Below are 13,162 nucleotides of genomic sequence, written 5' to 3'. Positions count from 1 at the left end.
TACAGGAACGAATGACCACGTTTTCATACCGAAAATTATTACAACACACACTATCGCAGCAGATAGGGTGTGTTGCAGTACTCTTTGCTTCCCCCTTATTTGCCACGCCGATAACAGGAAATACCACAATATTGGCGGCAAGCGGACAGTCACCAACCAGTATTGGTATGGCGCTACTCTCACTGTTGTGTGTGCTGGCATTAATTGTTGGATTAGGGTGGTTGGCAAAACGGCTACGGTTGCCGCTTCACAATAAAAGCAGTATTCAAATTGAGCAGCAACAGGCGTTAGGTCAACGTGAGCGTTTGTTAATTGTGAATGTTGAAGGGCAGCGTTTACTCGTTGGCGTAACACCGCAACATATTTCGCTGCTGACTACACTTAACTCGGCACAAGAGAACCAAAACGCTCACTCTTCTGGTGAGATAACGCACAGTACTGCTGCAACAACAGCGCATACTTTGGGTAGCGGGTTTGCCCAACAACTGCGGGCGGCAATGCAACGTCGGGCTGGAAGTACGGAACAATCAGTAACAAATGACACAACTGCTGATCAGGCAACAACCTCTTTTTCCTGCAAGTCCGCTAAGTGAGTTAGATGAGAGACTTTAAATCTGTTGTTGTTTTAGCCCATTTGCACTCGTTTTTTGGGCATGATCGTGCATCATTATCAGCATACTGGCCGTGTTGTATACGCATCAAGCGGTTTTGCTTGCGCTATCTGTTTGGCATCGGTCTGTTATTGGTGGCTGCTCCGCAAGCATTGGCGAGTGCTGGGGGGGCTACGGGTATTCCTGCGCTGACCATGAGTAACAACTCGGCGGGTGGCGCTGACTATTCTGTGTCACTGCAAGTGCTAATTTTAATGACGATGCTGAGTTTTTTACCGGCTATTGTCATTATGATGACTTCGTTTACCCGTATCATTGTGGTGCTCTCTATCTTGCGGCAGGCCATTGGATTGCAGCAAAGCCCCTCGAACCAGATTTTGGTCGGTATCACCCTGTTTATGACGCTGTTTATCATGTCTCCTGTGCTAGATAAGATCAACCAACAGGCACTGCAGCCTTATATGCGTGAAGAGCTGACCGCACAGCAGGCACTCGAAGAGGCGGGTAAACCTTTGCACACCTTTATGCTGGCTCAGACCCGAGAAAGCGATCTGGCCACTTTTGTGCAAATCTCAAAACAGCAATTTAACACCCCACAAGAGGTCAGCATGACCGTGCTGATCCCCGCGTTTGTCACCAGTGAACTGAAAACCGCATTCCAAATCGGTTTTATGCTGTTTCTACCGTTTCTGATTATTGATCTGGTGGTGGCGAGTGTGCTGATGGCGATGGGGATGATGATGCTCTCGCCGATGATTGTTTCGCTGCCATTTAAACTGATGCTGTTTGTGTTGGTTGATGGGTGGAGTTTAGTGCTGGGCACATTAGCAGGCAGCTTTGGGCTCTGAGTTGGATGATTTTTACGTATAAGAAGTAAGTAAGCGTATTTATCTGCGCTTATTTTCACTTATCGCCATACGTTTATCGCTGTTTTGTTTGCTCATGATGGTTTGCTCACAACCCATTTGCTAATGACTGTCTCTTGATAACAGGGAGCACACTGTGTCACCAGAATCGTTTGTTGAGATCTTCCAGCATGCGCTGTTTAAAGTGCTGTTACTGGTGTCTGTGATCATGGTGCCTGGCTTGCTAATAGGTTTACTGGTTGCAGTATTTCAAGCGGCTACCTCAATCAATGAACAAACATTGAGTTTTTTGCCCCGTTTAGTGGTGACATTGCTGGCACTGATCTTTCTAGGCCACTGGATGACCAGCCAATTGATGGATTTTTTCTTCAGCATTATTGATGATATTCCACGGGTAATCCGCTAATGACCCTGGCGGCAGACACGGTACTGCAATTTTGGGCCAGCTTTTTATGGCCGTTTGCCCGAATTGCCGGAATGCTGATGACCATGACCGCTATAGGTGCCGCGTTTGTATCAGCAAAAATCAGACTGCTGCTGGCTGTGGCAATTACGCTGGCGGCGCTACCCTCTATTCCGTTGATGCCACACGATGTTGCGTTATTTAGTTTTACCAGCGTTATGATCACCGCACAGCAAATTGCCATTGGTGTTGCTATTGGCATGATCTCGCAGTTTGTCAGTCAGACGTTTATTGTGCTGGGGCAAATTATCAGTATGCAGTCAAGTTTAGGGTTTGCGTCTATGGTTGATCCTGCCAGTGGCCAGAGCACCCCTTTGCTTGGGCAAATTTATATGATGCTGACACTGCTGGTTTTTCTGACCCTCGATGGGCATCTGATCATGATAGAGATGCTGATTCGCAGTTTCACTACTCTGCCGGTGGGAGAGTCAGGTATTACTGCTGGTGGCTACCGTCTGTTGGCGCAGTGGTTTGGCACGCTCTTTTTGGGGGCAGTCAGTATGTCATTATCAGCAATAATTTCACTGCTGACCGTTAATATTGCTATGGGGATCATGAACCGTGCTGCACCACAGCTCAATGTTTACAGTTTGGGTTTTGGTATCATTTTGTTGTGTGGATTGTTTTCGTTATGGTTTTTACTCTCAGCATTTCCGCGCCACTACAATATCTATTGGCAACATGCGGTAAACGACATGTGTACGTTGCTTAATCTTTCGTGTTCTGGGGGATAACCGCATGATTTTTTTTACTTTTCCGCATGATATTTTTCTTTCCTCTCAATCGGCAGTGTCTGTTTTCGTTTCAGCATTTATTTGCCATGAGCCAGTAAATTACCATAAGCAGGTTTCTGATGGCCGAGTCTGACGGGCAAGAGCGCAGTGAACAGGCTTCTGAAAAACGGTTAGCTGATGCTCGTAAAAAAGGGCAGGTTGCCCGTTCACGTGAATTTGCCACGGTCATTGTGCTTGTGACAGGCTCTGTCGCACTGCTTTGGTTTGGGCAAAAACTGGCCGTTGCACTGGCCAATATGATGCACCGACTGTTCAGTTTTACCCGCGATGAAGTGTTTGATGCCGATGCTCTGCTCACGATTGCGTGTGATGCATTGCTATCAATGCTGCCCTCTTTTAGCCTGATTTTACTGCTGCTGTTTATTGCCTCTATTTTGGGGGCATCCTTGGTCGGAGGGTTTAATATCTCTGTTGAAGCTATGATGCCAAAACTGAATAAACTCAGCCCTATGTCAGGCTTTAAGCGTATGTTTGGGATGCAAAGTTGGGTTGAGTTAGGCAAATCTATCCTCAAAATTTTACTGCTTGGCATCACCACATGGCGCTTATTGATAACCACCCGTGATGATTTAGCACAACTGAGTATGGAAGCCTTCCCACAAAATATGATTCATGCAGTTGATACACTATTGTGGTTTGTGTTGTTGCTCAGTTGCACCCTGATTTTGGTCGCAGCCATTGATGTGCCATATCAGTTGTGGAATCACGGAAAAAAACTGATGATGACCAAACAAGAGCTAAAAGAAGAGTACAAAAATAGCGAGGGAAATCCGCAAGTTAAGGGGCGTATTCGCCAATTACAGCGCGAAATGGCCAACCGCCGAATGATGGGGGAAGTGCCAACTGCCGATGTGATTGTCACTAACCCTGAGCACTTTTCGGTGGCTCTGCGTTATCAGCGCGATAAAGACAAAGCGCCAGTGGTGGTAGCCAAAGGGGTTGATATTATTGCAATGAAAATCCGTGAAATTGCTAATGCACATGCTATCCCAATTGTGGCCGCGCCGCCATTAGCACGAGCACTGTATCATAGCGCAGAGCTAGAGCAGCCGATTCCCGACGGGCTTTTTGTGGCTGTAGCACAAGTATTGGCCTATGTGTTTCAGTTGCGCCAGTATCAAGCAGGGCGCACCTTCCGCCGCCCGATACCTTTACCCGAAACGTTACCTATTCCAGATGATTTACAACGCTAATGCGAAAAGTGGCTTTATTTTTTATTAAAAGATCAAGAAAAGCATAAACAGAAGCGTAGCGCACTCTTACTCTTTTTGTGGATGCTTATCTATTTATCTATTTATCTATTTATCTATTTATCTATTTATCTATTTATCACTTGCCTATTTATTGCATCCAACTGAATTAACGTGGCTTTTCCCTGCCCTTATCGAGCGAGCGTTTACGGCGTTTTTGCTAATCTTGCACCTCCCACATCAGCGTCCAACCGATTGAAATTATAGGGTTAACACCGATTTATACTGTGAAATGGCAGATTAACAGAGTTTAATCAGCTTCACAGATTTTCGCTTGACATAATTATCTTTCGGCTATTGGCACTTATATTGCTTTGTTACGTGATATTGACGGTGTTCAGCCAAATTCCTGTCGCTCTGCTTTTATCTTGTATTGGTGAGTAAAGCGTTATTCGTATAAACAGGCTGAGTGACCAGTGGCATACGTTCAGGTCTATGGTTCATGAATTTTCAATCAGCATTAGCAAAGTTTCCGAGAGAAAAACTACAGCGTTTACAGGGAGTTGGTACACCAATACTGGTACTGGCAACGCTAGCGATGGTGGTATTACCAATGCCACCGATGCTGCTGGATATGGCCTTTACCTTCAATATTGCACTGGCGCTGGTCGTGCTGATGGTCTCGGTGTACACCTTAAAACCGGTCGACTTTGCCGTCTTTCCAACTGTACTGCTGATTGCCACTTTGCTGCGTTTGGCTCTGAATGTGGCCTCGACACGGGTTGTCCTGCTAGAAGGGCATAATGGGCCAGAGGCTGCTGGGCAAGTTATTGAATCTTTTGGTAATGTTGTTATCGGCGGCAATTATGCAGTGGGTATCGTGGTGTTTGTGATCTTAATGATCATTAACTTCATGGTCGTAACCAAAGGTGCAGGGCGGATCTCCGAAGTGAGTGCGCGCTTTACACTTGATGCGATGCCCGGCAAGCAGATGGCGATTGATGCTGATCTGAATGCAGGGTTGATTGACCAAGATCAGGCACGTACGCGCCGTGAAGAGGTTACCCGCGAGGCTGACTTTTATGGCTCGATGGACGGTGCATCGAAGTTTGTAAAAGGCGATGCCATTGCCGGGATCATGATTTTGTTTATCAACATCATCGGCGGATTTTTTATCGGGATGATGCAGCATGGGCTGTCGGTTGATGAAGCTCTGGCTATTTATACCCTGTTGACTATCGGTGATGGTCTGGTAGCTCAAATCCCTTCACTGCTGCTGTCAATCGCCGCCGCTATTATGGTTACGCGGCAAAATCGCTCTGAAAATATGGGTGATCAACTGGTCGAACAGATGACCGGTAACCCAAAATCATTGATGATCGCCACCGGTATTTTGTTTGTGATGGGCATCGTGCCGGGCATGCCGCATCTGGCATTTTTATCATTAGCACTGGTATTTGCTGGCATTGTGTATTGGAAACTAGAACAGCAAAAACGGCAAAACAAACAAGCTGAAAAAACCACAAATACCCCACCTGATGCGCTGCCTGCGCCACACAAAGATCTCTCGTGGGATGATGTGCAGCCTATTGATATTATTGGGCTTGAGGTTGGGTATCGGCTTATTCCGCTGGTTGATCGCGGCCAAAATGGTGAGCTGTTAGAGCGCATTAAAGGGGTGCGCAAAAAGCTATCCCAAGATCTGGGCTTTTTACTGCCTTCGGTGCATATCCGCGATAACCTTGAACTGCAACCGAGCACCTACCGCATTATGCTGATGGGTGTCAATTACGGTGAGGCTGAAATTCGCCATGATTGTGAGTTGGCAATTAATCCCGGTCAGGTTTTTGGCACGATTGAAGGTCAATCTACCCGCGATCCGGCTTTTGGGCTAGAGGCGGTATGGATAACCCCCGATCGCCGTGAACATGCCCAAGCTCTGGGTTATACCGTGGTTGATGCTGCCACTGTTGTAGCAACGCACATCAGCCAGATTTTGATTAACCATGCCTCACAATTGATTGGCCATGAAGAGGTACAAAACCTGCTGCAAATGCTTGCGCGCAGCGCACCAAAACTGGTTGAGAACTTCTCTCCAGACACCTTGCCGCTTGGTACGGTAGTCAAAGTTCTGCAAAACCTGCTCAGTGAAGCCATTCCTGTACGCGATATTCGCACTATCGTTCAAACATTAACAGAGTATGCACCACGCAGCCAAGATCCCGATGTCCTGACTGCGGCTGTTCGCATTGCTTTACGTCGAATGATAGTCCAAGAGATCAACGGCAATAGCCTTGAGTTGCCAGTGATCACCCTTGCTCCAGAATTGGAACAGATGTTGCATAAGACTATGCAAGCAGCAGGCGGTGATGCCGGAGGCATCGAACCTGGATTAGCCGAGCGTCTGCAACAATCAATGCTACAGGCTGCACAAGAGCAAGAGTTACAAGGAGAGCCTGCCGTTCTACTGACCTCTGGCGTATTGCGCTCAACCATGGCGCGCTTTGTGAAAAATGCCATACCCAGCTTACGGGTACTCTCTTATCAGGAAGTGCCAGATGATAAACAGATCCGCATTGTTAATTCAGTCGGTCGATAACACCGTCAGGAGGCAGTGTTGAAAATTAAACGTTTTTTTGCCAAAGACATGCGAGAGGCTCTGGAACAAGTGAAAGAGCACTTAGGGCCTGATGCCGTCATCATGTCGAACAAAAAAGTGGAAGGGGGGGTTGAAATCGTTGCCGCGTTTGATGATGCAGCATCGCCTGCGTTGGTTAGCCGAGCAGAAGAAGATGAAGCGGTTAAACGCGAACTGGTCGCACAACTGACCGCGGCCCGTAAGCGGATTCAGGAAGAGAAGCAGAGCAGTGCCTCAGCACCACTTGGGTTGCCAGCGGTAGCACCTCGTTTTTCTGTTGATGCAGAAGATAAGCGAGTTTCGCCCGTGATAAATAGCCGATTACGTGGCACATCATCATACCCATTGCCAGAAAATCGTGCTGTTTTGGCAGGGCAAATGCAGGCATTAGGTGTGAGTCGTAACGCCTCATCCATTGACGGAATGCGTAGTACTGATACGTCAGAACCACCTATCGATTCGCTCAGTGCTCTGCTGGCGCGCCAGCAACGCCGTCGACACGAGGGGGGGCATACCGAGCCACCACAGGCAACACGTTCATCACATACTGCAACCTCAGTACAAGCGAACAGCAGCTCAACCCGTTCACGTTCACGTGCCCAAGAGAACCAACGCGTTATCGAACAGATGCAGGCTGAGATGTTATCGATACGCCGCTTACTTGAGCATCAAGTCTCGAATTTAATGTGGCAAGAGATGGAACGTAAAGAGCCCGTGCGTGCCATGTTGATTGATCGTTTATTGAAAATGGGGTTTCCAGCAGAGCTTTCTGAGCAGTTGATCTGCTATATCCCAGAAAATACGGCTTTAGCTGAGGCTTGGTCACTGGTGTTAACCCTGCTCGAAGCGCAGTTAACCATGGTTGAAGATGATCTGCTTAAACGTGGTGGTGTGGTTGCGCTCATTGGCCCAACGGGTGTGGGAAAAACGACCACGATCGCCAAACTTGCCGCTTTGTATGCCATGGAGTACGGCGCAGAGCATATTGCACTGGTAACTACCGATAACTACCGTATTGGCGCACATGAACAATTGGCAACGTATGGTCGTATTTTAGGCTGTCCGGTTCGGATAGCTAAAGATGCAGATGAACTGGCCGCTGTACTGTATCAGTTACGGCATAAACGCTTTGTATTATTGGATACCGCAGGTATGGGGCAACGTGATCTGCGTTTAACTGAGCAATTAAATACGCTTATACAGACGCAAGGTGAGCGCATACGCAACTTTTTGGTATTACCAGCAACGGCGCAGCGCAGTGTCCTTCAAGAGACAGTCGAGCATTTTCGTCGTATTCCGCTGGCCGGAACTATTTTAACCAAACTCGATGAGAGCTTAAGTTTAGGTGAAGTGATGAGTGTCACGATCCAAAATGCGTTGCCGATCAGCTATATCACCGATGGCCAGCGTGTGCCGGAAGATATTCGTATTGCTGATCAACAATATTTGGTCAATCGGGCTGCTGAGTTACTCGATAAACACCCTACTGCACAGCATTTTTGGACAAGCGAAGAACGGACTCTAACGCAGGCAGTAAATTGTTATGACTAACGTGATGTTAAATGATCAAGCCAGTGGTTTGCGCAATTTAGTACAACCTGCTCGAACCAAAGTGATTGCAGTCACGGGCGGTAAAGGCGGTGTAGGAAAAAGTAATATTACCTTGAATATGGCCGTTGCATTGGCGCGTCAAGGTGTGCGCGTCATGATTTTTGATGCAGACCTGAGCTTGGCAAATGTTGATTTACTGTTAGGGCTGCGGGTAGGCAAAAACCTTTCGCATGTTTTAGCAGGGTTATGTGAGCTGGCCGATATTATTGTTGAAGGGCCATATGGGTTAAAAGTGATCCCGGCCTCTTCGGGCACGCAATCAATGACTGATCTTTCTGCTGCACAACATGTTGGGTTAATCCGCGCTTTTAGTGCCTTGCAAGATCAGGTTGATGTGTTGCTCATTGATACCGCGGCGGGTATCTCTGAGATGGTTATCAGTTTTGCAAAAGCGGCACAAGAGATATTAATTACCGTCTGCAATGAGCCAACTTCGATTGCAGATGCTTATGCGTTGATCAAAATTTTGAACCGTCAGCACGGTATTTTACGCTTTAAAATTGTGGTGAACATGGTGCTGAGTTATCGCGAAGGGCTTGAGTTGTTTAGCAAACTAAGCAGTGTTACTGAGCGTTTTCTCGATGCTAATCTTGAACTGGTTGCCTGTATTCCGCTTGATGATCATGTGCGGCAATCTGTACGTAAACAGCAAGTGGTTGTTGAAGCATATCCACAATCACCAGCGGCAGTTGCGCTGACTACGTTGGCAAACCGAGTGCGTACATGGCCTGCACCAAACCATCCGAATGGGCAATTAGAGTTTTTTGTTGAGCGGTTGCTGCGTCGGCCGGTTGATGCAGGGGAGAGTGTACGTGAATAAAGCACGTGCTTATCAACAGTGCCAAGATCGCGATAGTGAACTGATGCGTTATGTGCCGCTAGTCAAACGGATCGCCTGCCATCTACTTGGGCGCTTACCTGCGAACGTATTGCTCGAAGATCTGGTGCAAGCGGGCATGATTGGTCTGCTGGAAGCTTACCAAAATTATGATGCCAGCAAAGGGGCAAGTTTTGAAACCTATGCAGGTATTCGTATTCGCGGTGCAATGTTAGATGAAATTCGCCGCGGTGATTGGATACCCCGCTCAGTACACCGTAATAGCCGTAGTATTACCGATGCTATTAGCCAGCTTGAAAAGCAACTTGGGCGTAACCCACGTGACAACGAAGTGGCCGACTATTTACAGATATCAACCGATGCCTACCACCACATGCTGCAAGATGTAAATGGTGGGCGAATTATCGGTTTTGATGATCTGGGTATGCCTGAAGATATCGCATTTGCCCCTGAGGCGCGTCATCAAGACTTGTCTTTTCAGGGCGTAGAAGAGATGCACTTTCAGCAGGCATTGGCTGATGCGATTCGCTCATTACCTGAGCGTGAGGCTCTGATTTTATCACTTTATTATGATGAAGAGCTGAACCTAAAAGAGATTGGTGCTGTGTTGGGTGTGAGTGAATCTCGCATTAGCCAAATTCTTAGCCAGACAACACACCGTTTACGCGCCAAGTTACAAGCATGGTCAGCGGTATAAATATCACTTTATTTTAGTCAGTAACACCTCACCGGAGGCTCCTTTGGACAAAGAGATGAAAATTCTGATTGTTGATGATTTCTCAACGATGAGACGTATTGTTAAAAATTTATTGCGTGATCTAGGGTTTAACAACACACACGAAGCTGATGATGGCACATCAGCATTACCGATGTTGCGTAGTGGTGGCTTTGATTTTGTGGTGACTGACTGGAATATGCCTGGCATGCAAGGCATTGATCTGCTCAAAGTGATCCGCGCTGATGAGAGTTTGCGCCATTTACCGGTACTGATGGTTACCGCAGAAGCCAAACGAGAGCAGATTATTGAAGCGGCACAAGCGGGTGTAAATGGCTATATCGTCAAACCATTTACGGCGGCTATTTTGAAAGAGAAACTCGACAAAATTTTTGTACGGATGCAGTAACGCCACGGTTATACATAAATAGTGCCATAAAATGGAAGAGATTGATGATCACCCTTGAACAAGCACGAGAGTTGGTGAGTTTACTTGAAGCTGGTCAACAAGATGAAGCCGATCAAATCATCACGACTTTAGCAACGAGTGACTACAATGTTTTGTTTAACGAAATCGGAAAAGTGACCCGTGTTTTGCACAGTGGTCTGTCTGAGTTTCAGCTTGATCCGCGTTTAAATCAGCTAACACAACAAGATTTACCTGATGCACAAGGCCGTCTGAACTATGTCGTTAGTATGACTGAAAATGCGGCTAATCGCACTATGGATGCCGTGGATGCTGCATTGCCTATTGCTGATGGTTTAGCGCAACAAATTGAGGCCATTTTACCGGTTTGGCAAAAGCTGTTTAACCGTGAAATGGAGCTGGGCGAATTTAAAACACTCTGTATCGAACTTGATACCTTCCTAAAATTGACTCAGCAGCAGAGTGATCAACTGCGTACACAACTGACTGAAATTTTGATGTCACAAGATTTTCAAGATCTTACCGGTCAGATTATCCGCCGTGTAACCGGGCTTGTCGGGGAAGTTGAAGAGCATCTTATCACTATCATGAAATCGTTTGGTATGCCAGAGAGCGAGCAACACACTGAGCTCACCCACGAGCAAGCAATCAGCGCCGAAGGCCCAATACATGATCGTGAAAAACGCACTGATGTGGTGCAAAACCAAGATGATGTTGACGATCTGCTCTCTAGCTTAGGGTTTTAACCACCAAGCTATCCCCGTATCTGTGCCATGTTCAGGAGTACGTGATGAGTTTTGAATTAGATGAAGAGATCCTGCACGATTTTCTGATTGAAGCCGGTGAAATTATTGAGCGGTTATCAGAACAATTGGTTGAACTTGAGCAACAACCTAATGATAAAGAGCTGCTCAATGCCATCTTTCGCGGGTTTCACACCGTTAAAGGTGGTGCAGGCTTTCTGGCATTAACCGCACTGGTTGATACCTGTCACGGCGCAGAAAACGTGTTTGACGTACTGCGTAATGGCAAGCGCAGTATTGACTCTAACCTCATGGATGTAATCTTGCTGGCACTCGATACTATCGTTGCTCAGTTTCAGCAGATTCAGCAAGGTGATGAGCCAGAGCCAGCCTCTCCGGCATTGCTGCATGAACTACATCAGTTGTGTGATCCCCAACCTATCACCCTCACTGATCATACCCAAGCGAAAACAGAGATAACACCGGGTATGCATTCGGATGTGAAATTAGAGCCAGTGGCAAATACACCGCGTGCCGATCATGCGCTAAGCCTAGCAGCAAGCTTGTCACCTGCGAACGCACTCACACCGAAGCCTTCTAATGACAGCACTCCCTGCTTACTTGCTGATCGTCAATTTGGATTAGATGATATCTCTGATGATGAGTTTGAAAGTCTATTAGATACACTACACGGTGTAGGGCAAGCCCCTTGTAACGGAGCACATACCCCCCATGTTGCTATACCTGTAGCCACACAGACACCGGAGCAAGAGACTGTGTCTACAGAGGCTATTTCTGATGATGAATTTGAGCGTTTACTTGATGACTTGCACGGTGTTGGTAAAGGGCCGGCATTAAACACGGGTATGATAAAAGAGTCCGCATGGATCTCCCCCTCATTAGACATTGTACCAGAGGAAGCCACACCGCCTGCAGAAGTCTCTACCTTCGCATCTACCACAATAGCCGCACAACCATCGAATAACAGTGCACAGGCTCAAGTGGCTAAAAATACCTCTGCGGCTGAAACAACATTGCGGGTTGATACTAAAACACTCGATGAGATCATGAATATGGTCGGAGAGCTGGTATTAGTGCGTAATCGTCTGGTCAGTTTAGGGCTGAACAGCGAAGATGAAGAGATGGCCAAAGCCTGTGCCAATCTTGATGTGGTGACGGCTGACTTGCAAGGCGCGGTGATGAAAACCCGCATGCAGCCTATCCGTAAAGTCTTTGGCCGTTTTCCACGCGTAGTACGTGATTTAGCCCGTAGCCTGAAAAAAGAGGTACAGCTTGAACTGAGCGGTGAAGATACAGATTTGGATAAAAATCTGGTTGAAGCATTGGCCGATCCACTGGTGCACTTAGTGCGTAATGCAGTCGATCACGGTATTGAAATGCCAGATGTCCGCCAAAAAGCCGGTAAGCCAGCACAAGGCTCAGTACGTTTGTCTGCCTCACAAGAGGGCGATCATATCCTACTCATTATTGAAGATGATGGTGCGGGAATGGATGCCAATAAATTGCGCAACATTGCCGTTAATCGCGGAATGATGGATACAGAGTCTGCCGCACGTCTGAGTGATAACGAAGCGTATGCCCTGATTTTTGCCCCCGGTTTTTCCACGAAAAAAGAGATCTCTGATATCTCAGGGCGTGGCGTGGGTATGGATGTAGTAAAAACCAGTATCACCAAACTCAATGGTGCGATTCATATTGATTCAGAGCAGGGGCGCGGTACACGTTTAGAGATTAAAGTGCCACTGACATTGGCTATTTTACCTACCTTAATGGTTGGCGTTGCTGAACAGACATTTGCACTGCCACTTGCGTGTGTAAATGAGATATTCCACCTTGATTTGAGCCGCACCAACACCGTTGATGGCCAGTTGACCACCATCGTACGCAAGAAAGCCGTTCCACTGTTTTATTTACAAGATTGGCTAGAGAAAACACATAACAGTGAACCTCGGCCACAATTTGGCCATGTTGTGATTGTCCAGATTGCACATCAGCGGATTGGTTTTGTGGTTGATACCCTCATTGGCCAAGAAGAAGTCGTGATCAAAGCACTCGACAAACTGCTGCAAGGCACGCCAGGAATGGCAGGGGCGACTATTACCAGTGATGGTGGTATCGCCTTGATCCTCGATGTTCCTGGTCTGCTGAAACACTACACTGGCCGATAACGAGACTGGCGGTTATTGCCAAGGCAAATACCGCCAATAAACAGACCAGATGCCGGCAAGGTTGCCCAATAAAGAGA

At 47.1% G+C, this 13,162-nt stretch carries 12 protein-coding genes; all 12 read left to right on the top strand.

Features of this window, described 5'->3' with window-relative positions; all coding sequences use genetic code 11:
* The first annotated feature begins 11 nt into the window (after window positions 1–11).
* The 12 genes from fliO (at window position 12) to ACRC53_RS11350 (ending at window position 13,085) form a co-directional block, all read left to right on the top strand.
* On the top strand, window positions 12–593 hold the full coding sequence (gene fliO / locus ACRC53_RS11405) for a flagellar biosynthetic protein FliO (protein WP_438643520.1): 582 nt from the start codon (window positions 12–14) through the stop codon (window positions 591–593).
* 5 nt (window positions 594–598) lie between these two features.
* Window positions 599–1,459 (top strand): flagellar type III secretion system pore protein FliP, encoded by an 861-nt coding sequence (gene fliP / locus ACRC53_RS11400; RefSeq protein ID WP_438643519.1) that lies wholly within the window; start codon window positions 599–601, stop codon window positions 1,457–1,459.
* 154 nt (window positions 1,460–1,613) lie between these two features.
* Window positions 1,614–1,883, top strand: a complete 270-nt coding sequence (fliQ, locus tag ACRC53_RS11395; protein WP_438643518.1) for a flagellar biosynthesis protein FliQ — start codon at window positions 1,614–1,616, stop codon at window positions 1,881–1,883.
* On the top strand, window positions 1,883–2,674 hold the full coding sequence (gene fliR, locus ACRC53_RS11390) for a flagellar biosynthetic protein FliR (RefSeq protein ID WP_438643517.1): 792 nt from the start codon (window positions 1,883–1,885) through the stop codon (window positions 2,672–2,674). Before fliQ ends, fliR begins: the two co-directional genes overlap by 1 nt.
* 119 nt (window positions 2,675–2,793) lie before the next feature.
* Window positions 2,794–3,927, top strand: a complete 1,134-nt coding sequence (gene flhB / locus ACRC53_RS11385) for a flagellar biosynthesis protein FlhB (RefSeq protein WP_438643516.1) — start codon at window positions 2,794–2,796, stop codon at window positions 3,925–3,927.
* Window positions 3,928–4,426: 499 nt separating this feature from the next.
* Window positions 4,427–6,523 (top strand): flagellar biosynthesis protein FlhA, encoded by a 2,097-nt coding sequence (flhA, locus tag ACRC53_RS11380; RefSeq protein ID WP_438643515.1) that lies wholly within the window; start codon window positions 4,427–4,429, stop codon window positions 6,521–6,523.
* A gap of 18 nt (window positions 6,524–6,541) precedes the next feature.
* Window positions 6,542–8,113 carry a flagellar biosynthesis protein FlhF gene (flhF, locus tag ACRC53_RS11375; protein WP_438643514.1) on the top strand — a complete coding sequence of 524 codons (1,572 nt, stop codon included), beginning with the start codon at window positions 6,542–6,544 and terminating at the stop codon, window positions 8,111–8,113.
* Window positions 8,106–8,993, top strand: coding sequence for a MinD/ParA family protein (locus ACRC53_RS11370; RefSeq protein ID WP_438643513.1), 888 nt, complete (start codon window positions 8,106–8,108; stop codon window positions 8,991–8,993). Before flhF ends, ACRC53_RS11370 begins: the two co-directional genes overlap by 8 nt.
* On the top strand, window positions 8,986–9,708 hold the full coding sequence (locus ACRC53_RS11365; protein ID WP_438643512.1) for an RNA polymerase sigma factor FliA: 723 nt from the start codon (window positions 8,986–8,988) through the stop codon (window positions 9,706–9,708). Before ACRC53_RS11370 ends, ACRC53_RS11365 begins: the two co-directional genes overlap by 8 nt.
* Before the next feature lie 55 nt (window positions 9,709–9,763).
* Window positions 9,764–10,135, top strand: a complete 372-nt coding sequence (gene cheY, locus ACRC53_RS11360; RefSeq protein WP_438643511.1) for a chemotaxis response regulator CheY — start codon at window positions 9,764–9,766, stop codon at window positions 10,133–10,135.
* A gap of 44 nt (window positions 10,136–10,179) precedes the next feature.
* Window positions 10,180–10,899: a protein phosphatase CheZ gene (locus ACRC53_RS11355; RefSeq protein WP_438643510.1), complete on the top strand. Its 720-nt coding sequence runs from the start codon at window positions 10,180–10,182 to the stop codon at window positions 10,897–10,899.
* A 44-nt stretch (window positions 10,900–10,943) separates the two neighbouring features.
* Window positions 10,944–13,085, top strand: coding sequence for a chemotaxis protein CheA (locus ACRC53_RS11350; protein WP_438643509.1), 2,142 nt, complete (start codon window positions 10,944–10,946; stop codon window positions 13,083–13,085).
* Window positions 13,086–13,162 lie beyond the last annotated feature (77 nt).

Origin of the sequence: Plesiomonas sp. (assembly GCF_051652165.1) — a bacterium.
Taxonomy (GTDB): Bacteria; Pseudomonadota; Gammaproteobacteria; order Enterobacterales; family CAMTGL01; genus Plesiomonas.
This window is presented reverse-complemented; position numbering and strand designations above follow the sequence as displayed.

Coding starts and splice junctions, on each gene's coding strand:
- fliO (WP_438643520.1), top strand. CDS start 12: ATGACCACGTTTTCATACCGAAAATTATTACAACACACACTATCGCAG.
- fliP (WP_438643519.1), top strand. CDS start 599: ATGAGAGACTTTAAATCTGTTGTTGTTTTAGCCCATTTGCACTCGTTT.
- fliR (WP_438643517.1), top strand. CDS start 1,883: ATGACCCTGGCGGCAGACACGGTACTGCAATTTTGGGCCAGCTTTTTA.
- flhB (WP_438643516.1), top strand. CDS start 2,794: ATGGCCGAGTCTGACGGGCAAGAGCGCAGTGAACAGGCTTCTGAAAAA.
- flhA (WP_438643515.1), top strand. CDS start 4,427: ATGAATTTTCAATCAGCATTAGCAAAGTTTCCGAGAGAAAAACTACAG.
- ACRC53_RS11370 (WP_438643513.1), top strand. CDS start 8,106: ATGACTAACGTGATGTTAAATGATCAAGCCAGTGGTTTGCGCAATTTA.
- cheY (WP_438643511.1), top strand. CDS start 9,764: ATGAAAATTCTGATTGTTGATGATTTCTCAACGATGAGACGTATTGTT.
- ACRC53_RS11355 (WP_438643510.1), top strand. CDS start 10,180: ATGATCACCCTTGAACAAGCACGAGAGTTGGTGAGTTTACTTGAAGCT.
- ACRC53_RS11350 (WP_438643509.1), top strand. CDS start 10,944: ATGAGTTTTGAATTAGATGAAGAGATCCTGCACGATTTTCTGATTGAA.